Source organism: Caulobacter sp. AVps18 (genome assembly GCF_058681425.1).
Genome location: NZ_CM178737.1, coordinates 2,401,413 through 2,417,756 on the forward strand (window position 1 = coordinate 2,401,413; position 16,344 = coordinate 2,417,756).

Sequence of the window (16,344 nt, forward strand, 5' to 3'; positions counted from 1 at the left end):
ACAAATCGCGGTTTGCCGGAGCGCGCGCCATGGTTTCTTCCCTGTCCTTCCTGCCCGAATTGAAGACCGACCGGATTGATCCCGGGGCGGCACCCCACATGATGGTCGGCGCAGTGTCGCCGCTCTGGCTGCTCTACGGCAGCGCAGCTGCAGCGGGGGCCACCTGGTGGTGGTGGACGGCGCGCTGGCGCGAGGCGGTCAATCTTGAGGCCTTCGCGGGTCCGGTGCCCGAGCCCATGGCTCCGGTCCTGTCCTCGCTCGAGGTTGTGGCCCTGCCGCCGGTCGCCGTAGAGGCGGTGGTGGACGCTGTGACGGTGCCCGTTGAAGCGGTCGCGGAGACGGCTGAGACCGTGCTGGAGACAGCCACCGAAGCCGTCGAAGAGGGTCTTGAAACCGTAGCGACGTCGGCAGAGGTCGTTGTTGAGGCTGAGCCTGCCGAAGTAGCGCCCCTGATCGAGCCGGCGGCGCAGGCCACCGCCGTGGTCGTCGAGGCCGCCGTCGAAGGCACCACCGCCCTGGCCGACGACCTGACCCGCCTGGTCGGCATCGGCCCCAAACTGGCCGCCGCATTGGGTGAGCTTGGCGTGACTCGTTTCAGCCAGATCGCCGCCTGGACCCCCGACGAGCTCGCGTCTTTCGACCAGTTGCTTGCCCTGAAGGGCCGCGCCGAGCGCGACGCCTGGATCGCTCAGGCCAAACGCTTCTCCACCGACGTTCCGCTCTGAGCCCAGGCGGGGGGTTAGTTCCCCCCGTTGATCCCGCCGGTGCCGCACTCGGTGTTCAGGTACTTCTCGATCTCGACCAGCTGGGTCTCGATCATGGCGGGCTCCATGGTGATAAAGCCATGGCCCATGTCCTTGATTTCCAGATAGCGGTGCGGGAGCCCGGCTGACTTCAGCGCGTCCACGAACTTGCGCGACTGCTTGACCTCGACATTGGTGTCGCGGTCGCCGTGATAGATGAACAGTGGGATCTTGGCTTCGCGCGCCTTTTCCAGCGCGTCGAGGCCACGGATGGTGGGGTTCTGGAACTCACGCTGGAAGCGGTTGTCGAAGGTGGCGCGCTTGAGGCTGGCCAGGTCGCCCGCGCCGGCCCCGGAGATGGCGCAGCGATACAGGCCATTGGGCCGTATGGCGGCCGCCAGGGCGGCATAGCCGCCGTAGGAATAGCCGAACATGGCCACCTTGCCCGGCGCGGCGATCTTCTGGTCGATCATCCATTTGACGCCGTCGTCCTTGTCGTCCTGCATCTTCTGGCCCCATTCGCCGTCGCCGGCGCGCCAGAGCTTCTGGCCCCAGCCTTCCGAGCCACGAAACTGGGGTTGCAGGACGGCGTAGCCGCGGCTGGCAAAATACTGGATCCAGCCGGCCGTATCCCATTCCAGATTGTCGCGCGCCCACGGCCCGCCATGGGGTTCAATCAGGGTGGGGTAGGGGCCAGGGCCGAAGGTCTCGGCCGACGGGGTGGTCAGGAACGCCGGGATCATCAGGCCATCGCGCGCCGCATATTGCACCAGGCTCGTCTTGCCCAGCGACGCGGTGTCGAGGTCGGGACGCTCCTTGCCCAGCAGGGTCAGCTGGCCGCTCGCGTTCAGGAGATAATATTCACCCGGATTGGAGGGGCCCGACTTCAGGACGATCACCTGCTTGAGGCTTTCCGACCAGTCGACGATCGCCGCGTCGGCGCCGTCCGCGACCTGGAATTTTGTGGCGGCACCGTTGCCGGGATCAATCCAGTTCACCGTCGTGGTCTTGATGCCCAGCGCCGTGCGCAAGCTCTTGTTCAGGGCCGAGAGCGTCTCGTCGGTCCAGTAGACCGCCTGGGTGGGGCCCGCATAGGAGAAGCCCAGAACCCGGCCGAAATCCTCGGCCGCGCTTGAGGTGACGATGCCGCCCGCATCGAACAGCTTGTGCTCAAGCAGGGGTTCAACGATCTGCCTTGCCTTGATGTCGTAGACATAGAGGCCCGCCTTGTCTCGGCCCTTGCCAGACGAGATGTAGATGATGTTCGGATCGGGGGTGAAGCCTACGATCGAGACCGGTTCACGGTCCTTGGCGTACCAGCGGAAGTGTTCGGACCACTCGTTGCTGACCGGATCGCGGATCCACTGGGCGAAATAGACGGCTCCCTTGTCGTAGCCGATTTCCTGGCGCGTGCGCACCTCACCCTTGAGGTCCAGTTGGAAGCCGTCAAAACGGTCCGAGCCCCGCATCAGGCGCTCGGTCACGCCCGAATAGATGTCGAGCTTGAGGATATCGCCTCGGGAATTGATACGTTCGTCCTGCACCACGATGTGACGCGGATCATTGGGCAGAAGGCTCAGGACCGTCGCGTCATCGAACTTGTCCAGGAAGGCCTCTGTCGCCGACCGGGCCGGGCCGTCAGGCAGAAGCGTTGTCCAGGACTTGCCTTGCAGGTCCGAAACATACTGGCGGGTCAGGTGGCCCTTGTTCGAACCGGTCGTGAAGGTCTGGATCGTCGTGACCAACAGTCTGTCGTTCTTCAGAAACTGAACGCTGAGGATGCGGACCTTGTTGGCCGAGATCAGCACCGGGGGCTTGTCCAGGCTGTCGGTGGCCCAGACCGAAATTGTTGGGCTCTGGCCGCCCGCCGAGGTGAGGGCCACGATATGTTTGCCGTCCCTCGAGATCTGCACATCGGTTATTGCCGGCGGAGCCGCAAACACCTTGGCGGGCAGGGGCGCAGCAGTCGCCGTGAGGGGCACCGCACCCAGGAACAGGGCCAGGGATACGGCGAGCGGGCGCGGATCAAATCTCACGGAAAGCTCCAGACATCAGGACGAGTCGCGGTCGCAACGACCGCACAGGTTTGCACCACAATAGCGAAGGCTCCCGCGCGGCCAAGCCGCCATGAACAGCCTTAAAGGCGCCTGCAGATGTCGCAACTGCGTGTGGAATGTCACACCGCGTCAGAAATGTGCCAAGAATGCGACAGGAATGTTGTCCCGACGCGGCGGAGCGGCTCTTTTGCAGTGATAGTTTTCCGCTCGCGCCTTTTGGGGTTGCGGGGGATGAAAAAGCCAAGTCGTTCGAATTCACGGAGGCGTTACCTCTAATGTCCATCTATCGTAAGCATCTTCTTGCCTCCACGGTCATTGCCGGGCTGGCCGTAGGCGCGATGGCACCTGCTGCGGCGCTCGCTCAGGCTGCTGCGCCCCTGACCACGACTGCCGACAAGCCGGCCGCTGAGGCGACTGAGGTCGAGGAACTGGTGGTCACCGGGTCGCGCATCAAGCGCAACGCCTTCAACAGCCCCGATCCGATCCAGGTGATTTCGGCTGAAGAAGGCAAGCTGAAGGGCATCTCGACCGCCGCCGGCCTGCTGCAGACCTCGACGATCGCGTCGGGCTCGCCCCAGATCACCTCGGCCATCTCCAGCGCCTTCGTTACCGACGGCGGCCCCGGTTCGGAAACCATTTCGCTGCGTGGCCTCGGTGCCAACCGTACCCTGGTCCTGCTGAACGGCCGTCGCGCCGGTCCGGCCGGCGTTCGCGGCGGCGTCTCGGCTTTCGACCTGAACGTCATTCCCGTGTCGGCGATTGACCGGATCGACATCCTGAAGGACGGCGCGTCGTCGGTTTACGGCTCGGACGCCGTGGCCGGTGTCGTCAACATCATCACCAAGCGCGACACCGACGGCGTCGAAATCGACGCCTTCTTCAGCCAGCCCCAGGACAAGGGTGGCGAGCAGTCGCGCGGCAGCATCAGTTGGGGCAAGACCTTCGATCGCGGCTACTTCAATATGTCGTACGACTATTCGAAGACCTCGGAGCAGACCGTCGGCCAGCGCGAGTTCACCGCTTGCGGTCGCCAGTACATCAAGGACTCCAGCGGCAAGCGTAAGGACACCATTGATCCGCGCACCGGCGCCGTTCAGTGCCGCGACCTGCTGTACGATCAAATCTGGCTGTACGACTTCTCGTTCAGCGGCCTCGCTGGCAAGCTGCAGTATGACTATGACGGCAAGCTGGGCGGCCTGATCCCGCAGATTCCCCCGGGCCAAGGGGCAGACTATCCCGGCGTTCCCGCCGGCTTCTATACGGTCGGCTATAGCGATGATCCGCAGGCCGCCGACATTGGCGTGCTGGACTACAACAGCCCGTTCAACCTGGCCTCGTCGCTGACCCCGCGCACCGAGCGCTCCACGGTCTATGCCCAGGGCTCGTTCGACATCACCGACAGCGTCGAAGCCTATGGCGAGATCCTGCTGAACCGCCGCGCCACCAAGACCAATGGCTATCGTCAGTTCTGGAGCTACTTCTACACTGGTGACTATGACCCGTTCTCGGCCGGCTTCACGGGTGACTTCATCCTGTCGCCGACTCCGGTGACCAACCTCAATCGCGCGGGCCAAAAGGTCGACTACCAGCGCTATGTCGGCGGTCTGCGCGGCGATTTCGGCAAGATCGAGTTCCTGAAGGGCTGGGACTGGGACATCTTCACCCAGTACAGCCACTCCAAGGGCATCTACTCGCAGGACGTGATCCTGAAGGACGCCGTCGACGCCGGTGCGTTCCGTACCGGGTCGTGCGTGGGCACGACCACGCCGGTCAGCAAGAAGTCCTGCGTGGACGTCAGCTGGGTCACTCCGGACTTCCTGGCCGGCAAGTATACGGCCGCCGAGCAGGCTTTCCTGTTCGACACCGAAGCGGGCAAGACCACCTACAAGCAACTGGTGTTCGAAGGTTCGGCCTCGGGCAATCTGTTCAAGCTGCCGGCCGGTGACGTGGGCGCGGCCGTGGGCTTCCACTATCGCAAGGACGAGATCCTCGACACGCCAGGCGACATCACCCTGGCCGGCAACGTGTGGGGCTCCTCCACCGCCGGCATCACCAAGGGCGACGACCTGGCGCGCGAAATCTACGGCGAACTGAGCGTTCCGCTGCTGAAGGGGCTGCCGTTTGCCGAGAATGTCGAACTGTCGCTGTCGGGCCGCCACACCAAGGTCAACAGCTATGGCGAGGACGACACCTACAAGCTGGGTCTGAACTGGCAGATCATCCCGTCGCTGCGCGTGCGCGCCACCAAGGGCACCTCGTTCCGCGCTCCGGCGCTGTTCGAGCTGTACAAGAACGCCGAGACCAGCTTCCTGTCGCAGCGCCGCGTCGATCCCTGCATCCGCTGGGGCCAGAACCTGGCGCAGGGCCTGATCCCGCAGTACGTCGCCAACAACTGCGCTGCAGCCGGCGTGCCCAGCACCCACTCGGGTTCGGGCGCTTCGGCCACCATCACGGCGGCCGGCGGCAAGGGCAATCTTGAGGCTGAAACCTCCAAGGCCGTGACCTATGGCGTGATCTGGACCCCCAGCTTCGCCGACCTCAACGTGGCCGTCGATTACTTCGAAATCGACGTGAACGACGAGATCACCCAGCTGGGCGCGGCTAACATCGTGTCGGGCTGCTATCGCTCGCTGTCGTTCCCGACCGATCCGCTGTGCAGCCTCTTCACCCGCAACACGGGCTCGAAGCTGATCACGAACATCACCAACAACTACATCAACATCGCCGAGCAGGCGAACCGCGGCATCGACCTGACCGTTCGCTACGGCCAGGAACTGCCACTGGACGCCAAGCTGACGGTCGAACTGCAATCGACCTGGCAGCTGGAAGACACCACGGCCCTGTTCGTGGGCAGCTTTGTGGACCGCAACGGCTTCGTCGAAGACCCTGACTGGACCGGCCAGCTGAACTTCCGCCTCGAAAAGGGCGAGTGGACCGGCTTCTGGGGTATCGACATGGTTGGCAAGGCGTCTGACGCCGAAAGCTATGCCGACAAGAACACGGCCGGGACGACCTTCTACAAGATCCACACCGAGTTCACCGCCTATCACAGCCTGTCGCTGCAGAAGAAGTTCGACGACTGGGAACTGCTGGGCGGCGTGGCCAACCTGTTCAACGAGACGCCCCCGGCGCTCTCGCTGGGTCAGGGCCAGTACAGCACGGTCGGATCCTCGGTCCTCTCGTCGCAGTACGACTATCTGGGCCGCCGCCTGTTCCTGAACATCACGGCGCGCTTCTAGTCCTGACGGCTTAGACTAACATGGACGGCGGCGGGGTGACCCGCCGCCGTTTTTTGTATCGAGGAGCGTGCGCGCGTGAACGCCATCATTCGGGGCAAGCCCGACAATCTGGACGAGATCGGTCAGCGCTTCGACCGGGCCAGCCTCACTGCGCCGGTCTATCTCAACAGCGTGCCCAAGGCCGGAACCCACCTGATCCGCAACATCATGCGGATGTTCGTGGCCCCCGATCAGCACTGGCGGCGCGAATACATCCAGCACCTGATCCTGCGGAAGAGCGCGCCCGAGGCCTTTTCTCAGGTCAAGCCAATGATCAGCTGGGGACACATGCTGTTCTCGGACGAGGCGGCGGTGGCGCTGCGCGACGTGCGCCACATCGTGCTGGTGCGCGATCCCTATGACTGGGTGCTGGCGCGCGCGCGCTTTTACCTGTCCGACGAGTTTCAGGGAAACCTGAACCATATCAAGGGCGGCGCGGCCTCGCCCGAGGACGTCATCATGATGATGATCCTGGGCGCACACGGCAAGGTGCCCGACCTGAAGGACATCTTCGCTCTCAACGCCGTGGCCTGGATGGGGTCAAGCGCCGTGATGGTGCGCTATGAGGACATCGTCGACAGTCTCAATGACCTGGGCTCAAAGCGCGCTGAGGCGTTCTTTGGCAAGCTGCTGGCCGACTGCGGCCTGGATCTGCCAACCGACTGGCGCGAGCGGGTCGAGGCCGGTGCAGACCGCCGGGAAAGCCGCACTGCCAGCGAAAACCTGAAGATTACCGCCGACCTGCCCAAGGTGCTGTCGGAGACGCACAGGCGGGTGGTGGACTTCCACGCCCCGGGGCTGAGGGCGTTGCTGGGCTACGTCTAGGGCGGGCGATCTGATGGAATCAGATCGCCCGCCCTAGTCTTTTGTTTTCACGCGCGTTTCATTCCGAAAACCGGTTCCCACTTTTCGGAACGCGCTTTAAAGAACGACCGCTGTACCCGAGACCGAGACCATCATCATCGAGCCGTTTGGCCCCACGGTGTTGTAGTCCAGGTCGACGGCCAGGATGGCGTTGGCGCCCAGCTTCTCGGCTTCCTTGACCAGGTTCTTCAAGGCGTCCTCACGGGCGCGGGCCAGGACCCGTTCGTAGGACTTGGAATGGCCGCCGATGAAGTCGCGGATGGCCGCCATCAGGTCCAGCACCACATTGGCACCCAGGATCGACTGGGCGTAGATCGCGCCCTTGTACTCCTGAACCGGCCGGCCTTCGATGAAGGGCGTGGTCGAGATCAGCATGGATGAACCCCCGGGGCACGTTGCGCGACAACGTGGTTAACTTAGGCGCAAACGCCTGCATTCGCGAGGGGCTCCCCCGAAAGGTGGAGCTTTTCGACGCCGTTCTCGCGCGAGGGGGGAATCTGGCGCTTCTCCACTTCCTGAGCGCCAAGCCTTAAGGCAGATTAACCTTGGTTTTCGCCCCCGGAGCTCCCTGGTGATATTCGCCAAGTCGCATCTCGACCTGCACAACATCCGCAACAATGTCGAGCGGGTGAAAAAGCTGTCCGACAATGTGGTCGGGGTTGGCCCGCTGGGCGTCGGTCTTGATGGCCTTCTGACCTGGATCCCCGGGGCGGGCGAGCTCTACAGCCTGGGGGCCGGTGGCCTGATCCTGATTGACGCCGTGCGTGCGCGGGCTGCGCCGATGATCGTCATCCAGATCGCGGCGATCATCATCATTGATACGGTGGCCGGCGCGCTGCCGGGGGTCGGTAACGTGGCCGACATGCTGTTCACCGGCCACAAATGGTCGGCGGACATGCTGACAAGGCATATGGACGACACCATCTACTTCGAAGGGTCGCGCAAGGACGTGCAGGGCACGGCAGACTATCGCGACCTTCTGGCCCGGATCCAGTCCGGAACGGAAAAGCGACGGGTGGTGTTTCTCGGCTGAAAGTCGAAGGGCCAATGGAGCATTTGCTGAGCATGAGCCTAGAAGACTCGCCGCAGTTCGTTGCCGCCGCCGACAACCGCCGCGCCCGTGCCCACCGCGCCTGGAAGTCGGCCGAGACCATCAAGGGTCTTTCCGACCGCCTGATCGGCATCGGCCCGTTCGGCCTGGGCCTGGACGGCGTGCTGTCCTGGGTGCCGGTCGTCGGCCCGCTCTATAGTCTTGGGGCCGGTGGCCTGCTTCTGGTTCAGGGGGTTTCGGGCGGGGCCTCGGCGGTGACGCTGGTGCGGATGCTGGCCTATGTGGCGATGGACACCGCCACCGACGCCGTGCCGATCGCCGGATCGGTGGTCGACATGATGTTCCCCGGCCACCTGATGGCGGCCAAGGCGCTGCAGAAGGACATCGAGGCGCGCCACGGCTTGCCGGATGATGTGGCTTTGGCGCGGGCCAAGACGAAGCGCGGGCGAGGCGGAAAGCGCTAGTCGGCTCAGTCTACGACCGGCAGATCCCCAACCCTTACCGTGATGGCCGGAAAGGCGAGGGGGACGACTTCGCCGTCGCGATCCACCTGCGTGACCTCGCCATAACCATCTGGTCCGGGCTGACGATGGACGAAGATACGCCGGCCATAGGCGTCGACCACCCAGTAGTCGGTCACGCCGTGACGGGCATAGAGATCGGCCTTGAGACCCAGGTCGCGCAGCAGCGAACTGTCAGCGACCTCGATGAGCAGCAGGACATCGGGGCCGCGCACCTGATCCACCCGCTTTTCGGTCGAATGCAGGAAGATATCCGGCATCGGGCTGACGCCGCGCGCCAGCGATAGAGTTCCCTCGACATGGACATCGACGCCATCGCCGAGCTGCCGGATGAACAGCTTGAGCAACATCTGTTTGGCGTACATGTGCGGAGCATTTTGCGGCGACATGACCAGAAGCTCTCCGTCGATCAGCTCAACTCGCTCATCGGGGTCGAGTGCGCCGATCTCAACCATACGGAGAACATCTTCGAGTGTGAAGCGCACCGGCTCGTGGGTGCGGTGATCGACAAACCGCCCATCGACCAGCGCCAGATCATCCTGCGACGGCAGCAGGCCTGCCGCCTGCAGGATGAGGGTTTCATCGCTGCTGAAGCGGTGCAGGAGCGTCGGCTGCTGGAAGCGGACGGGGGCGTTCATGACTGGAAGATAGCACGAGTGTTGGCGTGCGCTAAGCTTACAGAACCAGCGGCCGGGCTGACTTCACCGGCACAATGGGCTTGGGCAGGCGCGACTGGCGTCCGTAGGCGATGTTCCACACGCACAGACCTGTGACGAGGCCCAGGCCAGCACAGAGTGGGTAGGCGATGGGAGCGTCGGCAAACTTGCCATCCTGAACGCTGAATACTGCCACCGCACTGCCGGTCATCAGGCCGGTCAAGGCCGCTGTCCAAGGGTAGTGCCGGTCCGTCTGATCCAGAAGCGCCCATACTACAGCGGCCACCAGGACATAGGGCCATCCGAGGAAGACACCGAAGATCAGCGATGCCCCGGCGCTGTCGAGCGCATTGGCTAAATTCGTCGGAGTAGACTCGGTCTTGTCGAGCCAGATGAAAGCCTGTCCCAAAATCAGCGAGGGGAGCGCGAACGCCACGACGAGCGCCATGGCCACTCTCAGCCGGGTCGTTCTTTCAGAAGCGCGTCGCACCGATACCCTCAAGACGTTTACACCCTGAGGGTATCGCAATCCGAAATGCGCGCAATGGAGGTTAAGCCGCCTCGCCCTGCGTATAGCCCAGCTTCACGTTCAACTTTTCCAGCACCTCGATAGCCGCTTCGGCGATCACCGTGCCGGGCGGGAAGATGCTGGCGGCGCCGGCGTCGAGCAGGGCCTGGAAGTCCTGGGGCGGGATCACGCCGCCCACAACGACAACCATGTCCTCATGGCCCAGCTTGGCCAGTTCGGCCTTCAGTTCCGGCACCAGGGTCAGGTGTCCTGCCGCCAGCGAAGAGGCACCGACCACGTGCACGCCGGCGTCAATGGCGGCTTGCGCGGCCTCGGCGGGGGTCTGGAACAGCGGGCCGATCTCGACCTTGAAACCCAGGTCGGAGAAGGCGCTGGCGATCACCTTCTGGCCACGGTCGTGGCCGTCCTGGCCCATCTTGGCGACCATGATGCGGGGCGGGCCGCCGTCGGCTTCCTTGAAGGCCGCGACCATGGCGCGGGCCCGGGCGGCCTTGGGATCGGCCCCGGCCTCCTTGCCATAGACGCCTTCGATGGTCTGGATCACAGCGCGATGCCGGCCGAAGACCTTTTCCAGGGCATAGCTGATCTCGCCGACCGTGGCCTTGGCCCGGGCCGCGTCGACGGCCAGGGCCAGCAGGTTGCCGTTGCCGCGCGCGCCGGCTTCGAGGGCGTCCAGCGCCGCCTGGGTCTCGGCCGGGTCACGTTCAGCCTTCAGGCGGGCCAGCTTTTCCAGCTGCTGGCTGCGGACCGAGCTGTTGTCCACCTTCAGCATCGGGATCACATCTTCGATGTCGGGCTTGTAGCGATTGACGCCCACCACGCTCTGGCGATTGGCGTCGATGCGAGCTTGCGTCTTGGCGGCGGCTTCCTCGATGCGCAGCTTGGGGATGCCGCGTTCGATGGCCTTGGCCATGCCGCCGGCCGCCTCGACTTCCTCGATATGGGCCAGGGCCTTGATCGCCAGGTCGTGGGTCAGGCGCTCGACATAGTAGCTGCCACCCCAGGGGTCGGCGACGCGGGTGGTGCCGCTTTCCATCTGCAAAAAGAGCTGGGTGTTGCGGGCGATCCGGGCCGAGAAGTCGGTGGGCAGGGCCAGGGCTTCGTCCAGGGCGTTGGTGTGCAGGCTCTGGGTCTGGCCGTTGACGGCCGCCATGGCTTCGACGCAGGTGCGCGAGACGTTGTTGAACACGTCCTGCGCCGCCAGCGACCAGCCGCTGGTCTGGCTATGGGTGCGAAGGGAAAGGCTGCGGTCGTCCTTGGGGTCGAACTCGCGCTTCATCAGCCGGGCCCACAGCAGGCGGGCCGCGCGCATCTTCGCGACCTCCATGAAGTAGTTCATGCCGATGGCCCAGAAGAAGCTCAGGCGCGGGGCGAAGGTGTCGATGCTCATGCCCGCCGCGACGCCGGCCCGGGCATATTCGACGCCGTCAGCCAGGGTATAGGCCAGCTCCAGGTCGGCCGTCGCCCCGGCCTCCTGCATGTGATAGCCGCTGATCGAGATGGAGTTGAACTTCGGCATATTGGCCGACGTGTATGAAAAGATGTCGGAAATAATCCGCATCGAGGGTGCGGGCGGATAGATGTAGGTGTTGCGGACCATGAACTCCTTGAGGATGTCGTTCTGGATGGTCCCCGACAGCTTGTCGGGCGAAACGCCCTGTTCCTCGGCCGCCACGATATAGAGCGCCAGGATCGGCAGCACCGCGCCGTTCATGGTCATCGACACGCTCATCTTGTCGAGCGGGATGCCGGAAAACAGGGTGCGCATGTCGAGGATCGAGTCGATGGCGACGCCCGCCATGCCGACATCGCCCTTCACCCGCTCGTGGTCGGAATCGTAGCCCCGGTGGGTGGCCAGGTCGAAGGCCACCGACAGACCCATTTGGCCAGCGGCCAAGTTTCGTCTGTAGAAAGCGTTGCTGTCTTCGGCCGTCGAGAAGCCCGCATACTGGCGGACGGTCCACGGGTTGGTCACATACATGGTTGGGTAGGGACCGCGCACGAACGGCGCGACGCCGGGATAGCCGCCGGTGAAGTCCAGACCCTCGACATCAGCGGGCGTGAAGGCGGCGGCCACGTCGACGCCCTCGGGCGTGTTCCACACCGGACCTTCAGGTGCAGCGGCGGTCGCGACTTCGGTGAAGTCGATGGCGGTGAAGTCGGGGAACTTGCTCATGAGCTCAGGCTCCCTCGAAGGCGGCGGCGAAGCGGATCGGCGTCAGGGCCGGGCAGTGGCTGTCGGGTCCGGGCAGGCGGGGGTCTGGCCCCGTGACCGCGCAGGCGGCGGGATCCACGGTCTCGACCTCGGCGGCTTTGTCGTCGGCGTTCGGGAAGACGGTGACGCCCAGGATCTTGCGGCTCTTGTCGGCGAAGGCGGCCTCCTGCGACGTTCGGCTGACGGCGACCGCGTCGGCGACATGGCCGCTCTCCAACGCCTTGACCACACCCCCGGCCGTCTCGATCGCCTGGAAGCCGGCCCAGGCGGCGCGGGCGATCTGGTCGGTCAGGTTGTCGAGATACCAGGAACCCCCGGCCGGATCCGCGACGCGGGCCAGATGGCTCTCTTCCATCAGCACGAGCTGGGTGTTGCGCGACTGGCGACGGGCAAAGGTGGTGGGCAGGCCGATGGCGTCGGTGAAGCCGCCCAGCACGATGGCGTCCGCCCCGCCGACGGCGCCGGCAAAGCCCGCCGAGGTCAGGCGCAGCAGGTTGGTCCAGGCGTCCTTCGTGGTCAGCATCCGGCCGGAAGAGCGGGCCTCGATCGTGGCCGGAACGCTGACGCCGCACGCCTGGGTCAGGCGCGCCCACAGGGTCCGCGCGGCGCGAACCTTGGCCACGCCGGTGAAATACTCGCCGTCCAGGCTGACGCCCAGCACGATCCGGCCGAAAGCCTCGTCCATCGTCAGGCCCGAGCGGACCAGGGCCTTGGCGTAGGTCAGGGCGGCGGCCGTCATCAGGGCCATTTCATCGACGTTTGAGCCGCCGGCCTCATGCGCCGCGCGTCCTGTGGCCAGGAACAGGCTGGCCTTGGCGTAGGTCGTCGCCAGGCGGGTTCCGACATTGGCGGCGTTGAAGATATGGCTCTCGATGGGGCCGGGACTGATGCCTATCTGGGCGAAGGTCGTCAGTGGATCCATGTGGAAGGCCATCGGCGCATTGGGCGCGGCCTTGGCCACAGCGCCCAGCCAGTCGGCGGCCTTGGGGCCCAGATAACCGGCGTCCAGCGCCACGGGGGCTAGATCGATAAGCACGCCGTTCAAGGCCTTGGCCAGATCCTCGACCGAGCCGATGGCCACGCCGTTGGCACCCGCCGGGTCGATGGCCAGCAGCACCGAGGCCGCGCCGTTCTGCAGATCGACCAGAATGTCGCTGGAAGCGCGAACGGGGTCGGGATGGGCGGCGCGCATCCGCAGATCCCAGGGCCGGTCGGCGTCACGCACCCGCAGGTCGCGCGAGACCAGAACCCCGTCCGCAGCCGTATAAAGCGGCTGTATCGTCAGACCGTCCGGTGTTTTAACCGTCAGGGTTTCGTCGAAGCTCTGGCCTTTCAGGGTTTTCTCGACCAGAGCCGTCCAGCGTGCGCGGACGGTCGCGTCGTCAGGCGCTGCGAAATCATCGGCCAGGGGCGTCATCGCCTGAGTCAAAAGCGTCTCTCTCCTGCGGTGCAGCATTTTTCTTTTCGAAGGTGATGCGCCCCTGCCGTTGCGGCCGTCAAGCCTTGCGCCGGACCCGAACGGGCGTTTAAGCTAACGCTGTTTACATGCGCGGCGCGCAACGCCGCCTTCAGGGAGCCGTCCTCCATGGCCTTGCCGCCGATCCTGCGTGACCGTCTTCGACTGCCGGTCATCGCTTCGCCGCTGTTTATCATCAGCAATCCCGATCTGGTGATCGCCCAGTGCAAGGCCGGCATCGTCGGATCCTTTCCGTCACTGAACGCCCGGCCGATCTCCCAGCTCGACGAATGGCTGCATCGCATCACCGAGGAACTGGCGGCACATGACCGCGCCAATCCGGATGCCCCGTCGGCGCCGTTCGCGGTCAACCAGATCGTGCACCGGACCAACAACCGGCTCGAGGAGGACATCGAGCTGTGCGTGAAATACAAGGCCCCGCTGGTGATCACCTCGCTGGGGGCCCGCGAGGACCTCAACGCCGCGATCCACTCGTATGGTGGCATCACCATGCATGATGTCATCAATGACAAGCATGCCCACAAGGCCATCGAAAAGGGCGCTGACGGCCTGATCCCGGTCGCGGCCGGCGCTGGCGGCCATGCCGGCACCCTGTCACCCTTCGCCCTGATCCAGGAAATCCGCCAATGGTTCGACGGGCCGGTGGCCCTGTCGGGTTCGATCGCCTGCGGCCGCTCGATCCTGGCCGCCCAGGCCATGGGCGCTGACCTGGCCTATATCGGCTCGGCCTTTATCGCGACCCAGGAGGCGAATGCGGCGCAAGGCTACAAGGACATGATCGTCGAGAGCCACGCTGACGACATCCTCTATTCCAACCTCTTCACCGGCGTGCACGGCAACTATCTGCGCCCCTCGGTGGTCAAGGCGGGGATGGATCCTGACAACCTGCCGGTCAGCGATCCGTCGGCCATGAACTTCGGTTCGGGCGGCAACCAGGAGGCCAAGGCCTGGCGCGACATCTGGGGCTGCGGCCAGGGTATCGGCGCCATCGATGCGGTGCTGACCGCCGGCGAACTCATCGCCAAGTTCTCTGAAGAGTACGAGCAGGCCAAGGCCGAACTGGCCGCCAAGACCGCCCTTACATCGGGCAAACACCTGGCCTTCGCGGCCGAGTAGCGACCCGCTGCAACGGGGATGGGCAGGGGGATCGGCGAGCGCCGGTCCCCCGTTTTGTTTCAGGGGTGATCCTGAGGGCTGGTTCAACGCCTTCAAAGGTTCCCCATGTTCGATGAAACCACTCCGCGCCTTGGTCTGCCCTATGTGGTCGCCGCCCAGGCCCAGAAGCATATCCCGATCAATGAAAGCCTGGCCCGGCTGGACGGGCTGGTTCAACTGGCTGTCGAAAGCCGTATCGTCGCGGTCCAGCCTGCCAGCCCCCTGGACGGCGGCGTCTGGATCCTCCCGGCCGGCGCCAGCGGCGCAGTCTGGACGGGTCAGGTCGCCGGGACCCTGATGCGTTTCGAGGCCGGGGCCTGGGAAGCCCTGCCGCCCAGCGAAGGCGTCATGGCCTGGCTGAAAGACGAGAACCAGATGGTGGTCTTCGACGGCGCCGCCTGGACCCCTCTATCGGCCTCGTTCAAGAGCACGACCGTCGCCGCCTCGCCGGGCCTGGCCAATACCCGGCTGGAAATCCGCGAGGAGGAGGTGACGCTATCGGGGGCCCTGACCGCGACCACGATCGTGATTCCCAGCCGCTCGGTGGTGCTGGCCGTAACCACCCGCAACACCGTCGCCGTCACGGGCGCGGCCGCCTGGCACTGCGGCGTCAGCGGCGAGAGCACCAAGTTCGGTTCCAGCCTGGGGTTGGCCAAAAACACCAGCAATGTGGGGGTGATCGGCCCCACGGCCTTCTATGCCGATACCCTTGTGGTGCTGACCGCCAGCGGCGGCAGCTTTACCGGCGGCAAGGTACGGGTGGCGATCCACCTGCTGCGCTTTGATGCGCCGGCGGTGGTTTGATTCCTTCCCCCTAAGGAAGAAGGGTCTTTATTGACGACCCTGCTTTCCCCCGCTAAACGCCGCTCACCTTTGGGGAGTAGCCGCCTGCACCGATCAGCAGGCCCCGCCGTCAACACACTTGCTCTTCGGAGCATGGCGCGGGGAGGGAAGCGATGATCCGCTTCCATGGCGAGACCAATGGCGCCGACAACCTCCCGGGCTGGGTGGGCTGTCGACGCTATTGGCATGCGCCCGGCCCGGAAGGTTTCTGATCCCATGGAATCCCTGCTCGTCTCGACTCTGGTCGTGGCCATCGCCGAAATCGGCGACAAGACCCAGCTATTGGCCATCATCCTGGCGACCCGCTTCAAGAAGCCGGTGCCGATTATTCTGGGCATCCTGGTCGCCACCCTGGCCAACCACGCCCTGGCAGCCACCGCAGGCTACTGGGTGGCAGACCTGCTGAGCGGCCAGTGGTTCAAATGGGCCATCGCGCTCTCGTTCATCGCCATGGCCGCCTGGGCCCTGATCCCCGACAAGGCCGATGACGAGGATGGCTCCAAGGCCGGCCGCTATGGCGTGTTCCTGACCACGACTATCGCCTTCTTCCTGGTCGAGATGGGCGACAAGACCCAGATCGCCACCGTGGCTCTGGGCGCCAAGTTCCACTCCATCTTTTGGGTCGCGGCGGGCACCACCTTGGGCATGATGATCGCCAACATCCCGGCGGTCTATCTGGGCGAGGCGGCGACCAGGATCGTGCCGCTGAAATATGTGCGGATCGGCGCGGCGCTGATCTTCCTGGGGCTGGGGATTTGGGCGGTAATCGAGGCAGCGGGGCTCTTCCGATAGAACACCCGCTCTCCCCGGCGAAGGCCGGGGCCCAGATCGAACCCTGGGCGTGGTGGATCTTGTCGAGGCCGATGGCGCGCCCACCCCAAACTCTCTGGATGAATCTGGGTCCCGGCCTTCGCCGGGAAGAGCGGAAGGGGTAAGAGGCTCAGGAGCAACTGGA

The 16,344-nt window shown here is 64.8% G+C and carries 14 protein-coding genes and 1 riboswitch; of the genes, 8 read left to right on the plus strand and 6 right to left on the minus strand.

The window, feature by feature from the left end; translation table 11 throughout:
• Positions 1–29: 29 nt before the first annotated feature.
• Positions 30–725 (plus strand): phasin PhaH, encoded by a 696-nt coding sequence (gene phaH, locus ACW179_RS10915; protein WP_492059544.1) that lies wholly within the window; start codon positions 30–32, stop codon positions 723–725.
• A 14-nt stretch (positions 726–739) separates the two neighbouring features.
• Here the strand turns inward: phaH and ACW179_RS10920 are convergent, their stop codons facing one another.
• Positions 740–2,779, minus strand: coding sequence for an alpha/beta hydrolase family protein (locus tag ACW179_RS10920; RefSeq protein ID WP_492059545.1), 2,040 nt, complete (start codon positions 2,777–2,779; stop codon positions 740–742).
• 296 nt (positions 2,780–3,075) lie between these two features.
• On the opposite strand from ACW179_RS10920, the gene ACW179_RS10925 reads away from it, so the two are divergent.
• Positions 3,076–6,039 carry a TonB-dependent receptor domain-containing protein gene (locus tag ACW179_RS10925; RefSeq protein ID WP_492059546.1) on the plus strand — a complete coding sequence of 988 codons (2,964 nt, stop codon included), beginning with the start codon at positions 3,076–3,078 and terminating at the stop codon, positions 6,037–6,039.
• A 75-nt stretch (positions 6,040–6,114) separates the two neighbouring features.
• Positions 6,115–6,903 (plus strand): hypothetical protein, encoded by a 789-nt coding sequence (locus tag ACW179_RS10930; protein ID WP_492059547.1) that lies wholly within the window; start codon positions 6,115–6,117, stop codon positions 6,901–6,903.
• Positions 6,904–6,999: 96 nt separating this feature from the next.
• On the opposite strand, the gene ACW179_RS10935 is transcribed toward ACW179_RS10930, so the two are convergent.
• Entirely contained in the window at positions 7,000–7,317 is a 318-nt protein-coding gene (locus ACW179_RS10935) for a heavy metal-binding domain-containing protein (protein ID WP_492059548.1), read from the minus strand.
• 193 nt (positions 7,318–7,510) lie between these two features.
• Here ACW179_RS10935 and ACW179_RS10940 point away from each other — a divergent pair, with 193 nt between their 5' ends.
• Positions 7,511–7,975: a DUF4112 domain-containing protein gene (locus ACW179_RS10940; protein ID WP_492064296.1), complete on the plus strand. Its 465-nt coding sequence runs from the start codon at positions 7,511–7,513 to the stop codon at positions 7,973–7,975.
• A gap of 32 nt (positions 7,976–8,007) precedes the next feature.
• Positions 8,008–8,457 carry a DUF4112 domain-containing protein gene (locus ACW179_RS10945; protein WP_492059549.1) on the plus strand — a complete coding sequence of 150 codons (450 nt, stop codon included), beginning with the start codon at positions 8,008–8,010 and terminating at the stop codon, positions 8,455–8,457.
• A gap of 5 nt (positions 8,458–8,462) precedes the next feature.
• Here the strand turns inward: ACW179_RS10945 and ACW179_RS10950 are convergent, their stop codons facing one another.
• The 4 genes from ACW179_RS10950 to ACW179_RS10965 form a co-directional block, all read right to left on the minus strand.
• Positions 8,463–9,152, minus strand: a complete 690-nt coding sequence (locus tag ACW179_RS10950; RefSeq protein WP_492059550.1) for a Uma2 family endonuclease — start codon at positions 9,150–9,152, stop codon at positions 8,463–8,465.
• Positions 9,153–9,189: 37 nt separating this feature from the next.
• Positions 9,190–9,618, minus strand: coding sequence for a hypothetical protein (locus ACW179_RS10955; protein ID WP_492059551.1), 429 nt, complete (start codon positions 9,616–9,618; stop codon positions 9,190–9,192).
• A 103-nt stretch (positions 9,619–9,721) separates the two neighbouring features.
• Positions 9,722–11,875, minus strand: a complete 2,154-nt coding sequence (gene scpA, locus ACW179_RS10960) for a methylmalonyl-CoA mutase (protein ID WP_492059552.1) — start codon at positions 11,873–11,875, stop codon at positions 9,722–9,724.
• 4 nt (positions 11,876–11,879) lie between these two features.
• On the minus strand, positions 11,880–13,331 hold the full coding sequence (locus ACW179_RS10965) for a methylmalonyl-CoA mutase family protein (protein WP_492064297.1): 1,452 nt from the start codon (positions 13,329–13,331) through the stop codon (positions 11,880–11,882).
• A 168-nt stretch (positions 13,332–13,499) separates the two neighbouring features.
• Between ACW179_RS10965 and ACW179_RS10970 the strand changes: the two genes are divergently transcribed.
• The 3 genes from ACW179_RS10970 (at position 13,500) to ACW179_RS10980 (ending at position 16,181) form a co-directional block, all read left to right on the plus strand.
• On the plus strand, positions 13,500–14,507 hold the full coding sequence (locus tag ACW179_RS10970; RefSeq protein ID WP_492059553.1) for an NAD(P)H-dependent flavin oxidoreductase: 1,008 nt from the start codon (positions 13,500–13,502) through the stop codon (positions 14,505–14,507).
• Between the two features lie 105 nt (positions 14,508–14,612).
• On the plus strand, positions 14,613–15,350 hold the full coding sequence (locus tag ACW179_RS10975; protein ID WP_492059554.1) for a DUF2793 domain-containing protein: 738 nt from the start codon (positions 14,613–14,615) through the stop codon (positions 15,348–15,350).
• 59 nt (positions 15,351–15,409) lie between these two features.
• A riboswitch (yybP-ykoY riboswitch) is annotated at positions 15,410–15,517 on the plus strand.
• Between the two features lie 88 nt (positions 15,518–15,605).
• Positions 15,606–16,181, plus strand: coding sequence for a TMEM165/GDT1 family protein (locus ACW179_RS10980; RefSeq protein ID WP_492059555.1), 576 nt, complete (start codon positions 15,606–15,608; stop codon positions 16,179–16,181).
• Positions 16,182–16,344: the final 163 nt, after the last annotated feature.

Coding starts and splice junctions, on each gene's coding strand:
- ACW179_RS10945 (WP_492059549.1), top strand. CDS start 8,008: ATGAGCCTAGAAGACTCGCCGCAGTTCGTTGCCGCCGCCGACAACCGC.
- ACW179_RS10955 (WP_492059551.1), bottom strand. CDS start 9,618: ATGGCGCTCGTCGTGGCGTTCGCGCTCCCCTCGCTGATTTTGGGACAG.
- ACW179_RS10935 (WP_492059548.1), bottom strand. CDS start 7,317: ATGCTGATCTCGACCACGCCCTTCATCGAAGGCCGGCCGGTTCAGGAG.
- phaH (WP_492059544.1), top strand. CDS start 30: ATGGTTTCTTCCCTGTCCTTCCTGCCCGAATTGAAGACCGACCGGATT.
- ACW179_RS10950 (WP_492059550.1), bottom strand. CDS start 9,152: ATGAACGCCCCCGTCCGCTTCCAGCAGCCGACGCTCCTGCACCGCTTC.
- ACW179_RS10965 (WP_492064297.1), bottom strand. CDS start 13,331: ATGACGCCCCTGGCCGATGATTTCGCAGCGCCTGACGACGCGACCGTC.
- ACW179_RS10925 (WP_492059546.1), top strand. CDS start 3,076: ATGTCCATCTATCGTAAGCATCTTCTTGCCTCCACGGTCATTGCCGGG.
- ACW179_RS10980 (WP_492059555.1), top strand. CDS start 15,606: ATGGAATCCCTGCTCGTCTCGACTCTGGTCGTGGCCATCGCCGAAATC.
- ACW179_RS10975 (WP_492059554.1), top strand. CDS start 14,613: ATGTTCGATGAAACCACTCCGCGCCTTGGTCTGCCCTATGTGGTCGCC.
- scpA (WP_492059552.1), bottom strand. CDS start 11,875: ATGAGCAAGTTCCCCGACTTCACCGCCATCGACTTCACCGAAGTCGCG.
- ACW179_RS10970 (WP_492059553.1), top strand. CDS start 13,500: ATGGCCTTGCCGCCGATCCTGCGTGACCGTCTTCGACTGCCGGTCATC.